Here is a 19,867-nt window from a genome sequence, read left to right as displayed (position 1 = left end):
GATGATGAAAGATGTCTAAAATATACTTCATTTGCCTTTTTCTTTTTTTGTTGTTATTTACCTTACCCGTCAAGAGCTCAAACTCCGGTAAATTTGACGTAATAACAACCCCAGTTTTTACACAAATTAATCAACAACTCTACAATACCAAACTGACCACTAGAGCCATCGCCCAAGATCACCAGGGGTTTCTTTGGATAGGCACAACAGAAGGTCTATATCAATTTGATGGTTACCAAATGAACTTGTTTCGCCATCAGTCAGATAATAAAAACAGCATACTTGATAATCATATTGAAGATATCGTTGTTGATAGACAAGGCTATCTATGGCTTGCAACCCGTTACAATGGGCTAAGCCGTTACGATCCTAACAATAAACACTTTGTTCATTTCTCTGTTACCTCCAAAAAAAAGAAAGGCTTATCAAGCAATACTATTTATGAAATAAAACAAGATGACAATGGCTTATGGGTTGGCACAGATAATGGCCTAAACTTTATTGATTTTGATAATCTTAATATCACACATTACCTCATTGAAGATGAACCCATCCAAGTTATTTCATTGGCCATTGACCAAGAGGCAGGTTTATGGCTTGGCACATCAAAAGGCCTAATGTTTCGCGATAAGAAATCAACAAATATTAGCCATATCTCCAAAACACCCGATGGCTCTTTCCCAGCCATGACCATTAAAGAAATTTTAGTCGCTGAAGATAAAACACTATGGTTTGGTACCTCGTTTGATGGCCATTGGCGCTACTTTCCTGAAACAGGAAAATTATCACCTCTTCCTAATAAAGTAACGGAATCAAAAACTGACGGTAATACCATATTACAAACCAATTCAAAGCAAATATGGTTTGGTACTACATCACAAGGAATTGAAATTAGAGATGCTATCTCTGGAAAAATGCTACAACATATAGAGCACGACAGCGCCATTCCACACTCACTTCTTTCTGGAGGTGTGTCTACGTTATTTAAAGACAAGTCGGGGCTTATCTGGGTTGGTAATAGGCATGCTGGCATACAGTATTTAAACCCTACGAATGATGCATTTAGTGTTGCTAGCTCAAGCTCGAAAAAAAGTAACGGGCTAAGCGGTTCTCCAATTGACGCTATCCTTGCGCTTGCTGACGGAAGACTACTACTGTCTATCGCATCCAATTACAACGTAGATCTTATAGATCAAGAAAAAGGCAGAACAAAGTCACTGAAATTCATGGTTAATTTCGAAGGTAAACCTCGTCAACTAAACGTATTAACTATGTTGGAATCAGAAACCAAACAAATATGGCTAGGTAGCTTTCCTGCCTACCTTAGTCGCTACGACACCGTAACCGAGAAAATCACAAATTTTAAGGTGCCACTGAAAAAACAACGCCAAGGTGCTATTTTAGGCATGGTAGAAGATCAAGCAACAGGGCACCTATGGTTAGCAATGAGTGAAGGTATGCTTCGCTTTGATCCCAACGATAATACTTTCCACACTGTTGATTATGATTTCCACGGTGCCCTGCGTTTAATTCAACAAGACAAAGCAGGTAATATTTGGGCGGGGAATAAACATGGCTTATACGTATTACGTAAAGATGATCAAAAGTGGTTTGAGTTCAACCAAAAAAGCCACCCTTCATTTACCAATAATAATGTGCAAGGTATTTTGATTGATAGTCTAGAACAAGTATGGATAGGTAGCCAAAATAATTTTTATCAGCTCCGTTATTGGTTTGAAGAAAATGCAACTTTTAGCTCTGTTAATAGCCGATTAGGCCGTATAGACGCTGGCGCAAAAAATATTATTGAAGATAATCTAGGCAATATTTGGTTGTCCTTAGACCGATATTTCAATCCGAAAACATGGACATATCATAAACTTAGTAAAATTGAAAAAGCCAATATCGACGCCTTTAGAGGTAGTTATCAAAAAAGTAACTCCGGCCTGTTACTTTTTGGTGGCGCAAATGGCTTACTACAAATTGATCCTGAAAATATTCAAAAGTGGCAATACACTCCACCTTTAGCGTTTACTAAAGTAACAATAGACCAGCAACAAATCCAAACACGGCAGAGCATAACACTACCGAGCGATGCCAAAAGCTTATCCGTAAACTTTACTGCGATTGATTTTACCGAGCCAAACAAATTGTCTTATCGCTATAAACTTGAAGGGTTTGACGAGAAATGGATAGCAACTAATGCTCAACAACGGGTAGCAACATATACTTCTTTAGCACCCGGAGACTACAGCCTGAAAATATCCGCTAAAAACAGGGCTAATATTTGGAGCCCTCACCCACTTACGTTAAAAATAACCGTCGAAGCGAACTATTATCAAACGTGGTGGTTCAAGGTATTAGCTTTATTAATAGCAGGTATCATTATATACAGTTACATCAAGTGGCGCGTGAAGAAAATAGCACACCAAGAACATATCAAAAATGAAATGTTACTCGCATCTGAACGTGCTGAAATGATGGCAAATTTAGTGGAAAAGAAGAATCAATTGCTTGCCGATGTATCGCATGAATTAAGAACGCCACTAACAATACTGCAATTAAAAGTCGAAGCTCTGCAAAATAACCTTGTTCAGGATGTTGAAGCTTCATACGACGGACTTATGGATAAAATATCAGATATTAACCATTTAATATCTGATATTTATCAATTGGCACAATCAGATATTGGTGCGCTGCGTTTATCATTTGATGTATATAATTGCCGAAGTATTATTGATTCATGGACCGACGAATTTTCAGCAACAGTAAGCAACAGTGGTTTTGTCTGGCAACAAAATATCAAAGTGTTTGACGACATTTCTATCGAGTTTGACAAAAATAAAATAAAACAAGTCCTGACAAACTTAATCGACAATAGCATGGCCTATACTGACCAACCTGGAAAAATTCGATTAACGGCACAGTTAAATAAAAATAATTTAGACATTATTATTGAAGATAGCGCTCCAGGAATAAGCCAACAAGATAAGCAAAGAATTTTCGAGCGACTATATCGTATTGAAAGTTCGCGAAGCCGAGCCACCGGTGGATCCGGCTTAGGACTCGCAATTTGTAAAAGTATTATCGAGGCTCATCAAGGCTCGATAGCAGCGTCTAATAGTATATTCGGTGGTGTTGCTATTCACATTCAACTACCGATAGTCATGGAATGAAACTATGAGTAAGATATTGTTAGTTGAAGATGATATTGAAATCGCAGAGCACCTGAATGTGTTTCTTAACAACAGTGGCTTTAATGTTATTCACCACACCAGTGGTGAAAAGGTCGTTGAAGCAGTAAAAGTTGACCAACCAGACCTAGTCTTACTCGACATCATGCTACCGATAAAAGATGGCACAACATGTTGTCAAGAAATACGTAAGTTCTCTGATATCCCAATAATTATGATAACGGCGAAAGCAGAAGAAATAGACCGCTTAATTGGGCTAGAAGCTGGTGCTGATGACTATGTTTGTAAGCCCTTTAGTGCAATGGAGCTTATTTTAAGGATCAAAGCTATTCTTCGACGTACGTTAAAAAAAGCTGTTACAGACAGTTTAATCCTAAATAGAGAAACCTATAAAATTAGCTACCAGGGGAAAACAGTAGAGTTAACGCACTTAGAATTTAATCTATTCAACTTATTGTACTCAAATCCCGAAAGAATATACTCACGAAGTCAAATACTCGACCTCGCCTATCCCGACATGCGAAATATATCTGACCGAACAATCGATAGCCATGTTAGAAACATTCGCAAAAAAGCGCTCGCATTTGAACTACAAGACAGCATTATTGAATCCGTCTATGGAGCAGGTTATCGCTATATTATGTTGAAATAATTAGCTAATTTAAAACAAAAAAGGTGAATTGCCACTTAGCTATTCACCTTTATTCTTTAACTTAGATAGGAAAAATAGCGTCTAACGCTTATATTCCACTTCAACGTCATAGTCATCTTCGTCCCAATCTTCATCATCAAGATCGTCTTCTAGATCAGCCATGGCATCTTCATGATAAGTGTCCCACTTAAACTCAACAGTTTTACCATCAACAGGTGCTTCTTCTTCCTCTGCAGGTAAGGCTTCGATAAAGCTCATAACACCTTGACATAAATCTTCGGTACCCGTTCGGTTGAATGCCGAAATACTGCGAACTTCACCCTGCCAGTCTAAGCCTTCTATGATGCGATCAGTGATCTCTTTCGCTTCTTCTTCAAGTAGTAAGTCAAGCTTGTTGAACACTAACCAACGCGGTTTACCCGCTAACTCTGCCGAATGAGTTTCCAGTTCACTAATAATAGTTTGCGCATTCTCAAGTGGATCAGAGCCATCAACTGGCATAACATCAACAACATGCAACAATATACGACAACGCTCTAAATGTTTAAGAAACTGCGTACCTAAACCAGCACCATCTGCGGCACCTTCAATGAGCCCTGGGATATCAGCTATCACAAAACTGCGTTGCGCATCTAAACGCACCACACCTAAATTAGGCACTAAGGTGGTAAATGGGTAGTCAGCAACTTTTGGCTTAGCAGCAGAAACACTACGAATAAGCGTTGATTTACCAGCATTTGGCAAACCTAACAGACCAACATCAGCAAGCAATAATAACTCAAGTTTCAAGTTACGAATTTCGCCTGGCGTACCATCAGTTTTTTGACGAGGTGCACGGTTGGTACTACTTTTAAAGCGCGTATTACCTAAGCCATGCCAACCGCCTTTGGCAACAAGTAACTTTTGCTCATGTTGCGTTAAGTCACCTAATTGCTCACCAGTGTCTACGTCAATAGCACGAGTTCCCACCGGCACTTTCAGGATCAGATCATCAGATCCTTTACCGGTACAGTCACGGCTGCGACCATTTTCACCACGTTTAGCTCGGTGAAACCTTTCAAAGCGATAATCGATCAGCGTGTTCCAGCTTTCGTCAGCAACTAAGTAAACATCGCCACCATCACCGCCGTCACCGCCATTTGGACCGCCGAACTCAATATATTTTTCTTTACGGAAACTAACGCAACCATTACCGCCGTCACCAGCTTCTACGCGAATTTCTACTTCATCTACGAATTTCATGGTGTTTTAAAACACTCCAAAATTTTATTTCTGCTGTCTATTATAAATGATTTTGCTTAGTTAAGTTTGCACAAAGTCATTTTTTATACAAAAAGTAACCATTACCTTCATTAAAACTGTTGTTTTCTGAGCAATAGTTAATTTCATTGCAAAAAAAAACCCTGCATAACAGCAGGGTTTTTTAAGTTTAAAAGCTATTATTCAGCGATAATGCTTACAAACTTGCGGTTTTTAGGACCTTTTACTTCAAATTGTACTTTACCGTCAGATAAAGCAAATAGAGTGTGGTCTTTACCGATACCCATGTTGTTACCAGCGTGGAATTTAGTACCACGTTGACGAACAATAATGTTACCCGCTAGAACAGCTTCGCCACCAAAACGCTTAACACCTAGGCGTTTAGCTTCTGAATCACGACCGTTACGTGTACTACCTGCAGCTTTCTTATGTGCCATTGTAAATCGCTCCTAATTAGCCGTTAATGCCAGTAATTTTCACTTCAGTGAACCATTGACGATGGCCCGCTTGCTTGCGTGAATGCTTACGACGTTTAAATTTAACAATTTTAACTTTGTCAGCGCGACCTTGAGTTACAACCTCTGCCACAACTTTACCACCAGCAATGTAAGGTGCACCTACATTGATGTTCTCGCCATCGGCGATCATTAAAACGTTTTCGAATTCTACTGCTGCACCAACTTCAAGTTCAATTTTTTCTAAACGAACTGTTTGGCCTTCAGTTACACGATGCTGTTTACCACCGCTTTGGAATACCGCGTACATAGCTACTCCGTACTGCGCCATCATCTATGTATGTGACGCTTAAATTTAAAATTATAGGGCGCGAATTCTACGCGAAGATATCTGTGAGGGCAAGTATAAAAGTAATGATTTATTATTATTTTTATTTAACGAAAAACTTATCACTTAGAAAACTTCTATCGCTATGAATTTCGTGTAAAATTAGCGCTGAAATATTTGTGCATTATAACATGAAAGGTAGCTCGTTACGCTTTATGAATATCAAAAACATCCAATCTTTGACTCAGCAAGACATGACAGCGGTCAACGATCTTATCTTTTCTAAGCTCCACTCTGATGTTGCCCTGATCAATCAATTAGGCATTTATATTGTCAATGGCGGCGGTAAACGCATGCGCCCTCTTCTAACCGTGCTAGCAGCAAGAGCTATGGGTTATGAAGGTAGTGAGCATTTACAACTCGCCGCTATTATTGAATTTATTCATACTTCTACCCTATTGCATGATGACGTGGTTGATGAGTCTAATATGCGCCGTGGCCGTGAAACGGCCAATGCCATGTTCGGCAATAGCGCCAGTGTTTTAGTCGGCGACTTTTTGTATTCTCGTTCATTTCAAATGATGAGTGAGCTAAATAACTTACAAATAATGGACATTCTTTCCGACGCAACTAACATTATTGCTGAAGGTGAAGTATTGCAGTTAATGAATTGTAATGATCCTGAAACCACCGAAGAAAGCTATATGCAGGTTATTTACTGCAAAACCGCAAAATTATTTGAAGCAGCAACACGCTTAGCTGCGGTAATTGCCAAGCAAGATCAAGCAACTGAAACAGCGATGCAAAATTATGGTAAACATTTAGGCACTGCTTTTCAGTTAGTCGACGATATTATGGATTACACCGCTGATGCTCAAGAAATGGGTAAAAATGTTGGTGATGATTTAGCAGAAGGTAAACCAACTCTACCGCTACTTTACGCAATGAAACACGGCAATGAGCAACAAAGTGCGCTAATTCGTAGCGCAATAGAAAATGGCGATGGTATGGAACACCTTGATGAGATTCTAGCCGCAATGCAACAAACCGGGTCATTGGTTTATACACAGAAAAAGGCAGAGCAAGAAGCTGATAAAGCCATTAATGCCTTGGCTAATTTACCAGAATCAGAGCACAAACAAGCGCTTATTTCTCTGGCACATATTGCTGCTAATCGTAGCCATTAATTAGAATGCAAACATACCAAGTCACAACTTTTCAGCGTTGTGACATGTTCTTTCCTATTGCCCAACCTCTTTTAATACCAGTTGAATTAAGTAAGCGAACAATTATAAGTGAGAATAAATATTCAAGAGCAAGGCGCTTGATTGAGCAATAGCTGGCTATTGGGATTGAAAGTAACGCAGATATTGAATATTTAGACCGTCTTAGAATGAGTGGTTATTTATTTCAATTGGTATAACCACTGGTATTCCAGTAAAACCATTTGTTATAGTCTTATTACTATGTTCTATGACGAAGTAAAAATGACCAGCGGATCTATTCAAAATACCTTAGCAATCACACAAAGCGATTTTGGTAAATTAAGTAATGGTGAGAATGCCTTACTTTTTACCTTAAGCAATTCCAATGGTATGCGGGTAAAAATCAGTAATTATGGTGGCATTATCGTTTCTTTAGAAACCTTAGATAAAAGTAATCGTTCTGCTGATATTGTTTTAGGTTATGACACTGTTCAAGGTTATGAGCAAGACCCATACTATTTAGGCGCTATTATCGGACGATTTGCTGGCCGAATAGATCATGGCTCCCTGACAATTGATGATGAAACTTATCAGCTCAGTATCAATAACACAGATAACCAACTTCATGGCGGCTTCAAAGCGTTGAATAAACAGCTTTGGCAAGCCGATACTGAAAGTAGCAATCACAAGGTTAGCCTAATATTACGTCATACCAGCCCAGATGGAGATAACGGCTTTCCCGGTAATATTGAATTTAAAGTTATATATAGCTTAAATCAGCAAAATGAACTTACAGTAGAGTATTTTGCCAGTACAGACAAAGGCACTATTGTTAACCTAACCCAACATAGTTACTTTAATTTGGCTGGGCACAATTCGGGTGACATCTATCAGCATCAAGTCCAGCTCAACGCCGATTACTTTTTACCTATGGATGAACGTATTTATCCGACTGGAGAAATTAGAAAGGTGACTGGCAGCGCTCAAGACTTCACCCAACCAAAAGCTTTAGGCACAGATATTAACGGTGATGATGAACAGGTTAAAATAGCTAAAGGATATGACAACTACTGGTTAAATAATCAAGATGCAATTGATGGCGATAACTATTCGGCTATGGCATTCGAGCCTACTTCAGGCAGACGTTTAACTATGTATAGTGACCAACCTTGCTTGATTTTATATACCGCCAATTACATTGATGGTAGCCAAGTAGGCAAGGAGCAGTGTCAATATCAAAAGCATTCAGCATTTTGTTTTGAACCACAAAGAATGGCGGATAAAAACGCTGGAGCCAACATAAGCAACACCATTCTTCGACCAGATATGCCATTTTACAGTAAAACTCGTTTTGTTTTTGCTAATCAATAAGCAAAAGAGTCACAAAGTTAATCGCCCTTAAATATCAAAAGTCATATTAAGGGCAATTCCAATGCTTGAATGATTAGCTATAAAGCCATTGTCCAACAACATATCCAATGCTAAATAAATTTGCTAATCCTGCGAGTGACAATAAAACAATCATTGCAGACTTTTCATGGCGGTTTAATGTTTGCCACCATTTTTTAAACGTCATATTAAATCCTTTTTTTCACTTAAATTTCAATCAGCATCATTAAATACATTAATGATGCACCAATAACAGCCCCAGCAGCAGTGGCCGCCATTAATAGTTGTTTTTGATTAAAAGCGCTTCCTTGTTTAATAACTTCTACCGGTTCAGTTTCAAGTACTAAACTCTTTCTATCAACATTGAAAACAGCAGCTAAGCTCATCAATGTTTCATTTGAAGCGTTGCCGTATCGTTCAACTCTCTGAACCGTTCGCAAGCTTATACCGCATGCATCGGCAAGGTGCTGCTGTGTCCAGTGTTGTTCTGAACGTAAATTTTTCACTTTAAGGGCATTAATTTCCATGGTTTGTAGCTCCTAAAAACATGCGACTACTCGCCAAAAAACTTAATAATTAAATCAACTGCGGTATAGCCGAAAAAGCCACCCAAGAAAAATAGAATCAATAGTTGCCACGAAGACGATTTTGTAAGTTGATACTTACTTGCTAAAGCCTTCTTTAACGTTTTACAGTGCACGCCATTTTTAATTAATGTGCAATGCAACTCACCACGAAACATATCAACCATATTGAATTCAACTTCATAGTTATCATCAACAATACTGAATTCGAGTGTTGACTTTCGAGAGAATGAACGTTTATTAACAATGACTTCACCTTCAAATGACACAGTTTCTTTACCTGTCCATGCAGAGCCATAAACATTAATTATTCGACCATTATCATTAAAATCAAAAGTGTAACCATTGCTGAAATCAACATTTGCCGTCGACTCTTTTTGTACGTTTTTTATATTGTTATTCATACTCGTTCCTATCTGTTATTGCCTTGTTGAAAGTGATGCCATTAAAACAAGCTCAATATCAAATTACTGCGCCAAATAAGCGACAGTGTCCCTAGTTGTCATATGACACTTAGTGTCACCATTTCATAACATACTGTTAATGTTTACATTTCTAATAAAAATAAAAAAGGGTAAACATTAACTGTTTACCCTTTCTTTGCAAATAAATTAGCAATAAGTAGCTTATTTTTGTGTTGAAACACCTAACAACAAACTAATTTCTTTGGTAATTTCATCAATACGGTCAACATCAGTTGGAGCTATGAATATCGTATCATCACCCGCCAGTGTGCCTAAAATTCCCGTTGACTCCCCTAAGCTATCTAACATTCGAGAAATCAAAGGTGCGCCGCCAATACCGGTTTTTAAAATTATTTGCATATTATTGTGCTTAACACTAATCACCACTGATTGAATGGCTTGCTTTGATTTAGGCACCGCAAGTTCATCAGGTAAAATATAAACCACTTGTTCGCTAGCATTACGCATTTTTACCGCGCCAAGCTTAGACAGTAATCTAGATATTTTTGCCTGCGACATATTCTTAAAGCCTTGCTCAGCAAGTGCATCAGCTAATTGACTTTGCGAGCCATAACATTGCTCTTTCAATAAGGCTTTAAAGGCTACAATTAATTCGGCTTCATTTTTTTTACGGCTTGTTGTCATGTTTTAGCTCAATACAGAAATATCTAATGCCTATTGTATAAAAATAATAAAAGTTCAGCCATTTTTTATTTTCAACTCAGCGCTTTATCCAAATTATTCAACAACCTGTTTACGTTGCTCTGTTAACCCCATCGCTAAAATATAAGGATCTTGCTTTTGTAAGCCAATAAAATCAGCCTTGTTTGTCATACCATGCCATTGATGAGCAATTAAGCTTTGTGCAACAGCGCCACCTAATGTTGCCCCAGGCCCCAAAATAATTAACTTGTCAGGCGCAAACTCTTTAATCGCTACTTCTATGGCTTTTGAGAAGTTGTAAGGTGCAACTACTTGCGTATCAAGCGTGTAATTATAAAGCTTTTCAGTATCACAACTATATGGCTGCCAAACTTGCCCTAAGCCATCAATAAGTGGAACTTTCGGGGCATTAAACATCGATGCTGGCATTTTATCCATCGCTTGTTTCGATACATCCGTTAACAATGGTGTATGAAAAGCAGCATGGTTAAATAAATTCATTGGGTATCGGTCTTGTACAACTGGCAATAACGTTTCCAGCGCTTTTAATCCCGCCTTATTACCACCAAATACAATATAACCACCAAGATTTATCGATATATGCACTTCGCAGCCAGCTTGTTCACTGGCTTGTGCCAACCACTGCATTACTTGCTGTTCTTTTTCACTGTCAATTTGCCAGTCATCATTAATGATCGGGTAAATCAATTGGCCGCCAATAACACCTTTGGTCATCATCGAACCCATAGTATTTATCAGCTCAATTGCTTGTGGTGGCGCTAGTGCGCCAGCAACCGCTAAAGCAATATACCAGCCCATTGAATTACCAGTAACCGCAACAATATCAAACTCATCTTCATTAATGGCTTGATAATCAGACAAGGCGCAGGCATAAATTAGTGCCGAAGCATTTTCCCCTGCAGTATGCACGCGCATACTGTAGTTATCCATGCCATCAAGTTCAGAAACTTTTATTTGCCCTTGGCTATCGCGATAATCATCTATTAGCGATACTATTTCTGTTTTATCACTGTGTAAGCGCTGTAAGTAGCCTAGCTCTTCTTTATTATAAGTGCCTCGACCTGGGCAAATTACAACGGCTCGTTGCTTCTTTTTTACTGACTGTTCTACTGATGAACTCATTGGCAAATCTCCATAGCCGCTGTCACTATATTTTCAACCGATGGTAGTACTTCATAAGCCGCTGCGCCTAAAGGAATAAAGCTATCACTGGCGGTAACGCGTTTAATTTTTGGTAGCGTTTCAGCTTGCTCGTGGAGCAAGGTAACCAATGCTTCACTGATTGAACCGGTTTGGCGACATTCATCTACAATAAGTACACTTTCACAATCATTAACCTGCGCTAAAATGCCTTTTTCATCTAATGGCGCTAACCAACGTAAATCAACAACTCGTGCCTCAATGCCCTGCTCTGCTAATTGTTTTTGTGCTTGGCGTGATAAGTAATTACCATTGCCATAAGTTAAAATACAAAGCTGCTTACCCTCGCCATGGGTTTTAACAGTTAAGTTTACTGCTTGATCATCGCTAGCCGGTGGCTGATATTCATGAGTCCACAAGCCATCACCTTCTTGATGCAAATCTTTGGTCATGTATAAAGCAATCGGCTCTAAAAATACCACCATGCGCTGTTGCTCTTGCGCTAAACGCACACTGGCACGCATCATTTCAACGGCATCGGCACCATTTGAAGGACAAGCAATAATTAATCCTGGAATATCACGGAAAACGGCAAAAGAATTATCGTTATGAAAATGACCACCAAAACCTTTTTGGTAGGCTAAGCCAGCAATACGGATCACCATAGGGTTAGTAAATTGGCCGTTAGAGAAAAACGGCAACGTTGCCGCCTCACCACGAATTTGATCTTCAGCATTATGGACATAAGCTAAAAATTGAATTTCAGGAATAGGCAAAAAGTTATTATGAGCAAGGCCAATGGCGGTGCCTAAAATGGTTTGCTCATCTAATAAAGTATTAATGACGCGATTCTTACCAAAACGCTCGCAAAGCTTAGCCGTGACGTTATAAACGCCACCTTTTTTACCAATATCTTCACCACACATTACAATGTTTGGGTACTCAGCCATTAAGTCCATTAATGCCCAATTAATCAATTTAGCTAAGTGTTGTTTTTTCTTGAGGTTATGCTTTTCGTGTTTAAAAATTTCGCCACGCTGATCTTGCGTTACTGTCACAGAGCTACGCGCTTTAATGACATCAGGCACAATACTTTTCATTACAGCATTGGCTGAGGTTAGCTTTTCCTTACTAGCAGCATTTTCAGCAACTACCGCAATACGTTGTTCAACTTGCTGGTAAATATTAATCAGCTCATCTGAGGTTAAAATATTATTTTCCAGAATAATACGTGCGGTATGCAATAACGGGTCTTGAAACTCAGTGGCGGTAATATCAGCCATATCACGATAAACAAACTCGGCATCAGAGCCTGCGTGCCCTAGCAAGCGCACCGTTCGCACATGGAGAAATACCGGCTTGCGCATTTCGCGAGCAATACGTTCAGCCTCTTTCGCGGTTTTATAAGTATCTAGAATATTTAAACCATCACAATACAAATAATGTAAGCCTTCACGGTTTTTATAATTTGCCGCGATCCAACCTTCAGGTGTTGAAGTTGAAATGCCGATACCATTGTCTTCACAAATAAAGACAATTGGCATAGGAATCGACTGATACGCCGCCCATGCCGTACTATTGATTGCACCTTGCGTAGTTGAATGATTGGAAGAGGCATCACCAAAATTACAAATAATGACGCCATCATCTGGTATCTCACCTTGATGCGCTAAACGTTTAGCAAGCGGAATACTATAAGCCGCGCCCATAGCTTTTGGTAAATGTGACGCTATGGTGCTGGTTTGTGGTGGAATAGACAAAGCCTTGCTACCCAGTACTTTATGGCGTCCACCGGAAATTGGGTCATCTTTTGAAGCCGCGAACGATAACAACATGTCGTAAAGTGATGTTTGTCCAGGTACTTGTTTGCCCCGTTGGATAACAAATGCACCACTGCGATAATGTAAAAATGCCATATCAGTAGGACGAAATGCTTTCGCATAGGCCGCATTGCCTTCATGCCCTGAACTACCAATAGTATAAAAGCTTTGTCCTTTCTTTTGCATCACACGTGATTGCAAATCTAAATGACGACTCATCACTTGTGTTTCGAATAAATCAATAACATCAGTATGACTTAAACCAACATCTGCCGGCGTTAATGTAATTGTCGATTCTGGTAAAGTTTGGGCACGGACAAAATTGATAAAGTTTTCTTTCACCAATTGATTACGATCAGACATCATATCTCCAGTGGAAATTGTGATTTAGTATATTTAACCTGGCTTAGGCTATTTAAAATTACCGTTAAGCAGATAAACAAAAGGCGTAGTGTTAATACGCCTTTACTTATTGTTAACTCTAGAAAAAGGCTTGCAAGCCTGTTTGAGCTCGGCCCAGAATCAAGGCATGAATATCATGCGTACCTTCGTAGGTATTTACCGCCTCTAAATTAATCATATGGCGAATAATGTGGAATTCATCAGCAATACCATTACCACCGTGCATATCACGGGCAATGCGGGCAATTTCTAATGCTTTACCACAAGAGTTACGTTTGATCAGTGAAATGGCTTCTGGTGCTAATTGGTCTGCATCCATTAATCGACCAACCTGCAAACACGCAAATAAACCTGTGGTGATATCCGTTTGCATATCCGCTAATTTCTTTTGTACTAATTGTGTTGCCGCTAACGGGCGACCAAACTGTTCACGGTCAAGGGTATATTGACGTGCACCATGCCAACAAAACTCTGCCGCACCTAACGCACCCCAAGCAATACCGTAACGTGCTTTGTTTAAACAACCAAATGGGCCAGATAAACCTTTCACGTTTGGTAATAAGTTTTCGCTTGGTACGAAAACGTTGTCCATTACAATTTCACCAGTAATAGAGGCACGTAGTGAAAATTTACCTTCAATTTTCGGCGCGCTTAAACCTTCCATGCCTTTTTCTAGAATAAAGCCACGGATCACACCGTCAAGTTTTGCCCAAACAATAAAAATATCTGCTACAGGTGAATTAGTGATCCACATTTTATTGCCTGTAATACGATAGCCGCCATCAACTTCTGTAGCATGAGTTGATAAACTGGCTGGATCTGAGCCTGAATTTGGCTCTGTTAAACCAAAACAACCAATATATTCACCAGTGGCAAGCTTAGGTAAATACTTCATACGTTGTTCTTCGCTACCATAAGCATAAATAGGGTGCATAACCAATGACGACTGCACACTCATGGCGCTGCGGTAACCACTGTCTACACGCTCTACTTCGCGTGCAACTAAACCATAAGTAACATAGTTAACACCAGCACAACCGTATTTCTCAGGTAATGTTGCGCCAAGTAAACCTAATTCACCAAGTTCACGCATAATTTCAACGTCAAATACTTCATTACGATTTGCCTCTAATACACGTGGCATTAGTTTTTCTTGGCAATATTGATGGGCACTATCACGGATCATTCGCTCTTCTTCAGATAATAAAGAATCGAATAAAAGTGGATCTTCCCATTTAAATGACGGACGGTTAGCACTGCTTGAACTAGACATGAAATTACCTATTTTTTAGCGGGTGAATAGGGTCTCTTGCTCTTTCGATATTAAATTTTGTTCGAGATAAAAGTGTTTTAATCGCGGCGAGTTGTATGTAGCCTAGTTATTCTAAGCAAATACGACTCAACAAAGAGAAAAACACTTTTAGCCGAATCTGTCGGACAACATTTGTTGAACATTTTTAAGGCGTTATCGCCTTTTTATGTGGAACAACCACATGGCAAAGACTCTGCCTTATAAAAATATCCAACAAATAGCTGCAAAAATAATATCGAAAGAGCAACAGACCCGAATAAAGTGCAAAAATAATAAGCAAATATTAGCCAAAGTTAAAATATTCTTTTTCTTTATCTGCTATAGTTTTTAGCTATAGCTAGTTATTAAGATACACTTATGGATTTAAAGTCACTTTATTATTTCACCTCGGTTTATGAACTGAAAAGCTTTAGCGCCGCGGCAAAGTCGTGCTTTATTGCTCAACCATCAATTTCATCTGCAATTGCTCAGCTAGAACAACAACTTAATGTTTCTTTGTTCAAACGTCATGCTCGTGGCGTAACGCCAACAGAGCAAGGCGATAAGCTTTTCCCACTCGCTAAGCAGTTACTTGGGCAAGCAGGGGCAATAAAAACTATTTTTGCTGAAAAGGCTAACAAACAAGCATTTAACTTAGGAGTAACGCGAGGTTTAGGTGTTGAGCGTATGAGCTTGCTACTAAAAGACTTCACCGCTGCACAACCTGAGGTTGAACTCACCTTAGTGCCTCACTCAGAAAGTGTCGATGCCCGTATTATTTTAAAAGATGAATTAGAAGATGGAGAACACTTTATTGATATGTGGCAAGAAGACTACCTGTTAGCCCTTCCTTATGACCACATATTTGCCCTGAATGACACGATAACCTTAAAACAGCTCGACAACTTAGCCTTTATTCAGCGCACACCGTGCAGTGCTTGGACAACGCTACAAGACACCCTAGCTTTAGCCGGAATAAGCTTAGATATTCGCGCCAAAATAACCACGATAGATTATGCCATTGGCTTAGTTCATGCTGGATTAGGCTGCGCATTTTTACCAGCGCATGAAGAAATTATTGATAAAGGTGATGTAGTATTTAGGCCAATCGAAGGGCTGCAACTAACTCGAGAAATCGTACTTGCTTATAACAGCTCGTCCAACATTATTGATACCCTAAAACGCCTTGCCCATAAGCATGCAAATTAGGGCGACGACAATTAAATGAAGAAAACGTTTCACAGCACTCCGCTTTCTTACACTTTTTAAACACTTTATCAGGCCGGGCAACTAACGCCAGATAGTTACATTTGATAACATATCAACAACTATCAAGTTTGATGATATAACATTAAGATGACTACTAAGCGCTTATTTAACTAGGCTTAATAAATAAAACAAAAAGCAGCGACATCTGTGATGTATTTATCCATAAACAATAATTCATAATAAAAATAATATGCGAACAATTAAAAATACATTAAGCATGAAAATTAAATATTCAAGTTCTCAACTTAAAGCGATGGGAAATCAATGATGCTCAAGTACCTATTGTGCAGTTTGCTACTCATGACAGCTTTGCCAAGCTTTTCGAATGAAAAAATTCCTGAAAATGAAACCACCGTTTTTAATGAAACTTTCAGTTGGCAAGCAATGGGGAATATTTTTGTTACCTATAACCCATCATTATTGGCAGGAAATGACCAAGAAGAAGCTTTCGATTACTTTGGTGCAGGCATACTGTTAGATGTTTATTACAAAGGCTTTTTTATTCAATCTAACCATAGAAGAGTATCGCTACAAGGCGCTGAGCTGGGTTATCAATTAGTTGTTACCCCAGAATGGGAATTAGACATCATCAGTAAAACCTACCTCTTTGGTTATCAGCCTGAAGATATTATTGACGACGCTGATAAACCTATTCCTACGTTAGAAGGTCTTAGTGACAGAAACGCTGGCGAAGGTGTGGGATTGCGCTACACTCGCTACCACTCAAATGCGTCACTATCAGTTGATTTTGCCACTTTAGCGCCATTAAGTGATTCAAATGGTTGGGTAGTCGATATTTTATATACGTATATGCTGCCCTACCGAAATTGGGATATTTACCTCAGCGGCGGCTATACCCATTACTCAGAAAAAGTGATGGATTACTTTTATGGTGTTAACTCTTCTGAAGTAACACCTGATAGAGCATATTACGAAGCAAATGCAGGTTATCGGGTACAACTTGAGTTATTTGCTCAACACCCTATTTCAACCAGTTGGTCTTTTGCCGGTGGTGTAACTTACAGCCACTATTCTGACAGTACTAAAGACAGTCCATTAGTTGACACGCAAGATTTAGCGAAAGTGAAGCTTGGAGTTATCTATGTTTTCTAAATGGGACAAAGGAATTGTCTTATTAGCCTGCTATCTCGGCAATTTAGTTAGCGCTTCTGCGCAGCAAGTTTCTGTACCTAACGTAAACACCAATGCTGTTCCAGCAGAGCTTACTGTTAAATCAGCATTTTCTGTTTTACCAGCAAAATGCATTACGCTAACACAAGGACGTCAGTGTTTCGCCACGATTACATTTACTTGGCAGGCACCTGTTCAAGGCAATTATTGTATTTATCAAGTTGGTAAAAAAGAAGCGTTAGATTGTTGGTTTAACCAAAAACAAAACAGTGTAACGTTTGAGTTTGAATCAAATAAAACCATGCATTATCAACTTATTGCCTATGACTTTGATAAAGTAATAGCAGAAACCACGGTTGAAGTGAGTTGGGTACACAAAGCGTCACCAAGAAAACGACGCTGGCGCATATTTTAAGAGAAAGCATATGAGCGAATCAAAACGTATTTTATTAGTAGAAGACGACTTAACCTTAGGTGATTGGGTCTGTGAATATTTAACCGAGCAAGGCTTTAACGTTAAACACTGTACTCGCGGCGACGAAGTTATGACAACATTAGATTCTTTCACCGCAGACATCGTATTGCTCGATGTAATGCTACCGGGCTTAAATGGCATTGAAGTATGCCGACAAATTCGCCAAAAACTACAAACGCCAATCATAATGTTAACCGCTCGTGCTGATGAATTCGATGAAGTTATCGGCTTAGAAGCGGGTGCAAACGACTATGTTATTAAACCTGTGCGCCCACGTGCTCTACTCGCCAGAATAGCAGGCGCTTTAAAACAAACCACAGCAGCCGTTGCCGTATCATCTGATATTCAGCATGGCGATTTATTAATTAATATCGAAGCCAACCGCGTTACCTACCAAGGTAAAGAAGTTGAATTATCGACCAGTTTATTTGCCTTCTTATGTTTCTTAGCAAGCCACGCCGGTGAAGTTATTGACCGAGATACGGTATTTAAAGCACTGAAAAATCGTGAATATGACGGCCAAGACCGCCGCTTTGACGTTATGCTGTCAACCTTACGAAAAATATTCAACGACGACCCGCAAAAGCCCAGAAAATTTAAAACCGTTTGGGGCAAAGGCTATTTATTTGTTGCAGATGCTTGGAACAACGATGGATCATCTAGCGATTAATCATGCGTCGTTTATATATCAGCATCATCTTAACAGTTATCGGCTCGCTCTTTATTATCACTTGGGGGCTAGATAAAATTGTTGCAAAACAAGCCCCTGTCGATGAACAAAATGAATATGCGGTTTACCATCAACTAATTGAAGGCTTTGATCAGCAGCTATCCGAACTACCTGTTGCCGCATTAACCAAAGCAAGCCAAGCACTTAATCAACAGTTTCAAATTTCATTGCAGTTAGATAAAAGTGAGAATATTGCCCTACCGCAAGAATTAACCAGCCAACTGACCCAAACCGGTGGCTTATTACTGGCCTCGGAAACGCAACCCTATTTACTAAAGCAGCTTTCTGCACACCCTGATTACATTATTCAACTTTCTCTACCTCTGCCAGTTGCTGATAACCAAAATATTAATATGTTATTAACCGCAGCACTCTATATGGGCGTTTGCGCAATTCTATTAGCATGGCTATTTCCTTTAACTCGCCGTTTATATCTTTTAACCAATACCGCGGCGCAAATTGGCGCTGGCAATTTAACGACTCGCATGCCATTAAGTCGATTTTCCTATATCAGCTTATTAGAAAACAGTTTTAACCGTATGGCAGCGCAAATTGAAAAATTGGTTGCTGATAATAAAGTGCTGGCTCGCAGCATGTCTCACGATATTCGCACGCCAATGTCTTGTTTACGTTTTGGTGTTGAAGCCGCCATTGATACTAAAGATATCACCAAAAAAGATCACTACTTAGCGCGCATGGAAACCGAGTTAACCCGTATGGAAGACATGACAACCGCGTTTTTAGAATACGCCGGCATGGAGCGCCAAGGCTTTCGACTAAAACGAGAAACCATAGAAATTAATGAATTACTAACCACTATATGTTCTGATTTTCAGTCGCTTGCCGAACAACACCAAGTTAATTTAATTTACGTTCCAAGCCATGAAATAACCAAGCAAGCGCTAAAACTCTCGCTTGACGCGCATTGGTGTTATCGTGCTATTCAAAACCTCGTCAGTAACGCGGTTCAGTATGCCGAAAACCAAGTCAGCATTTCTGCCAGTCGCCAAGGTAATCAGCTGCGTATTCTGGTTGAAGACGACGGCAAAGGTATTCCCGAAGAAAGCATCGACAGCATCTTCGACCCTTTTGTTAAGCTCGACGTTGACCGCTCAAGAGAGCTTGGCCATTTTGGTTTAGGCTTAGCCATCACAGCAAAAGTGGTACATTGGCACAATGGTACGATATCAGCAAAAAATAGAACCCCAATGCCAGCAACGTCAAAACAACCTAACCAACTAACAACAATGCCTGAAACATCAGGTGCTTGTTTTATTATTTGCTTGCCGATAACGGGAACTGAAAAGTAACCAACTCGTATCGGGAAAATTGTATACCTTTCCATCTGGTCAACGATGCCTTAACATATGCCTAAATATCGGCATATGTGCCTC

General features: G+C 39.4%; 19 protein-coding genes. 9 read left to right on the top strand and 10 right to left on the bottom strand.

All coding sequences use genetic code 11. The annotated features are described in order from the left end of the window. Positions 1 to 11: 11 nt before the first annotated feature. Both AC27JP_RS17320 and AC27JP_RS17315 read left to right on the top strand, forming a co-directional pair. A complete protein-coding gene (locus AC27JP_RS17320) occupies positions 12 to 3,176 on the top strand; it encodes a ligand-binding sensor domain-containing protein (protein ID WP_487117180.1) in 3,165 nt (1,054 codons plus the stop codon). 4 nt (positions 3,177 to 3,180) lie between these two features. Further along, positions 3,181 to 3,846, top strand: a complete 666-nt coding sequence (locus tag AC27JP_RS17315) for a response regulator (protein ID WP_487117179.1) — start codon at positions 3,181 to 3,183, stop codon at positions 3,844 to 3,846. A gap of 81 nt (positions 3,847 to 3,927) precedes the next feature. Here AC27JP_RS17315 and cgtA read toward each other — a convergent pair whose 3' ends face one another. The 3 genes from cgtA to rplU form a co-directional block, all read right to left on the bottom strand. After that, positions 3,928 to 5,088 carry an Obg family GTPase CgtA gene (gene cgtA, locus AC27JP_RS17310; protein WP_487117178.1) on the bottom strand — a complete coding sequence of 387 codons (1,161 nt, stop codon included), beginning with the start codon at positions 5,086 to 5,088 and terminating at the stop codon, positions 3,928 to 3,930. Positions 5,089 to 5,285: 197 nt separating this feature from the next. After that, on the bottom strand, positions 5,286 to 5,543 hold the full coding sequence (rpmA, locus tag AC27JP_RS17305) for a 50S ribosomal protein L27 (RefSeq protein WP_085298880.1): 258 nt from the start codon (positions 5,541 to 5,543) through the stop codon (positions 5,286 to 5,288). Between the two features lie 16 nt (positions 5,544 to 5,559). Then, a complete protein-coding gene (gene rplU, locus AC27JP_RS17300) occupies positions 5,560 to 5,871 on the bottom strand; it encodes a 50S ribosomal protein L21 (RefSeq protein WP_487117177.1) in 312 nt (103 codons plus the stop codon). A 233-nt stretch (positions 5,872 to 6,104) separates the two neighbouring features. On the opposite strand from rplU, the gene ispB reads away from it, so the two are divergent. Together ispB and AC27JP_RS17290 are read left to right on the top strand one after the other, a co-directional pair. Continuing rightward, complete coding sequence (gene ispB, locus AC27JP_RS17295; protein ID WP_487117176.1) at positions 6,105 to 7,076, top strand: octaprenyl diphosphate synthase; 972 nt, start codon at positions 6,105 to 6,107, stop codon at positions 7,074 to 7,076. A 300-nt stretch (positions 7,077 to 7,376) separates the two neighbouring features. Further along, entirely contained in the window at positions 7,377 to 8,465 is a 1,089-nt protein-coding gene (locus AC27JP_RS17290) for an aldose epimerase family protein (RefSeq protein WP_487117175.1), read from the top strand. Positions 8,466 to 8,538: 73 nt separating this feature from the next. On the opposite strand, the gene AC27JP_RS17285 is transcribed toward AC27JP_RS17290, so the two are convergent. The 7 genes from AC27JP_RS17285 to AC27JP_RS17255 all read right to left on the bottom strand — a co-directional run bounded on the left by AC27JP_RS17285 (position 8,539) and on the right by AC27JP_RS17255 (position 14,850). Beyond that, on the bottom strand, positions 8,539 to 8,670 hold the full coding sequence (locus AC27JP_RS17285) for a hypothetical protein (protein WP_487117174.1): 132 nt from the start codon (positions 8,668 to 8,670) through the stop codon (positions 8,539 to 8,541). Positions 8,671 to 8,689: 19 nt separating this feature from the next. Continuing rightward, positions 8,690 to 9,010, bottom strand: a complete 321-nt coding sequence (locus tag AC27JP_RS17280; RefSeq protein WP_487117173.1) for a helix-turn-helix domain-containing protein — start codon at positions 9,008 to 9,010, stop codon at positions 8,690 to 8,692. A 26-nt stretch (positions 9,011 to 9,036) separates the two neighbouring features. Further along, a complete protein-coding gene (locus AC27JP_RS17275; protein WP_487117172.1) occupies positions 9,037 to 9,471 on the bottom strand; it encodes a hypothetical protein in 435 nt (144 codons plus the stop codon). Positions 9,472 to 9,693: 222 nt separating this feature from the next. Continuing rightward, complete coding sequence (gene argR / locus AC27JP_RS17270) at positions 9,694 to 10,176, bottom strand: transcriptional regulator ArgR (RefSeq protein WP_487117171.1); 483 nt, start codon at positions 10,174 to 10,176, stop codon at positions 9,694 to 9,696. A 93-nt stretch (positions 10,177 to 10,269) separates the two neighbouring features. Continuing rightward, on the bottom strand, positions 10,270 to 11,337 hold the full coding sequence (locus AC27JP_RS17265) for an ACP S-malonyltransferase (RefSeq protein ID WP_487117170.1): 1,068 nt from the start codon (positions 11,335 to 11,337) through the stop codon (positions 10,270 to 10,272). Beyond that, positions 11,334 to 13,538: a dehydrogenase E1 component subunit alpha/beta gene (locus tag AC27JP_RS17260; RefSeq protein WP_487117169.1), complete on the bottom strand. Its 2,205-nt coding sequence runs from the start codon at positions 13,536 to 13,538 to the stop codon at positions 11,334 to 11,336. The genes AC27JP_RS17265 and AC27JP_RS17260 overlap by 4 nt, the downstream gene beginning before the upstream one ends. Before the next feature lie 118 nt (positions 13,539 to 13,656). Continuing rightward, positions 13,657 to 14,850 carry an acyl-CoA dehydrogenase gene (locus tag AC27JP_RS17255; RefSeq protein ID WP_487080188.1) on the bottom strand — a complete coding sequence of 398 codons (1,194 nt, stop codon included), beginning with the start codon at positions 14,848 to 14,850 and terminating at the stop codon, positions 13,657 to 13,659. Positions 14,851 to 15,246: 396 nt separating this feature from the next. Here AC27JP_RS17255 and AC27JP_RS17250 point away from each other — a divergent pair, with 396 nt between their 5' ends. The 5 genes from AC27JP_RS17250 to AC27JP_RS17230 all read left to right on the top strand — a co-directional run bounded on the left by AC27JP_RS17250 (position 15,247) and on the right by AC27JP_RS17230 (position 19,783). Continuing rightward, the gene (locus AC27JP_RS17250; protein WP_487117168.1) at positions 15,247 to 16,077 is read left to right on the top strand and encodes a LysR family transcriptional regulator; all 831 of its coding nucleotides are present in this window, start codon (positions 15,247 to 15,249) and stop codon (positions 16,075 to 16,077) included. A gap of 324 nt (positions 16,078 to 16,401) precedes the next feature. After that, positions 16,402 to 17,250: a MipA/OmpV family protein gene (locus tag AC27JP_RS17245; RefSeq protein WP_487117167.1), complete on the top strand. Its 849-nt coding sequence runs from the start codon at positions 16,402 to 16,404 to the stop codon at positions 17,248 to 17,250. After that, complete coding sequence (locus tag AC27JP_RS17240) at positions 17,240 to 17,683, top strand: DUF3019 domain-containing protein (RefSeq protein WP_487117166.1); 444 nt, start codon at positions 17,240 to 17,242, stop codon at positions 17,681 to 17,683. The genes AC27JP_RS17245 and AC27JP_RS17240 overlap by 11 nt, the downstream gene beginning before the upstream one ends. 10 nt (positions 17,684 to 17,693) lie before the next feature. Then, positions 17,694 to 18,413 carry a response regulator transcription factor gene (locus AC27JP_RS17235; RefSeq protein ID WP_487117165.1) on the top strand — a complete coding sequence of 240 codons (720 nt, stop codon included), beginning with the start codon at positions 17,694 to 17,696 and terminating at the stop codon, positions 18,411 to 18,413. Between the two features lie 2 nt (positions 18,414 to 18,415). Next, positions 18,416 to 19,783 (top strand): ATP-binding protein, encoded by a 1,368-nt coding sequence (locus AC27JP_RS17230; RefSeq protein WP_487117164.1) that lies wholly within the window; start codon positions 18,416 to 18,418, stop codon positions 19,781 to 19,783. Positions 19,784 to 19,867 lie beyond the last annotated feature (84 nt).

The organism is Colwellia sp. SU-HH01172, from assembly GCF_057553355.1.
This window is presented reverse-complemented; position numbering and strand designations above follow the sequence as displayed.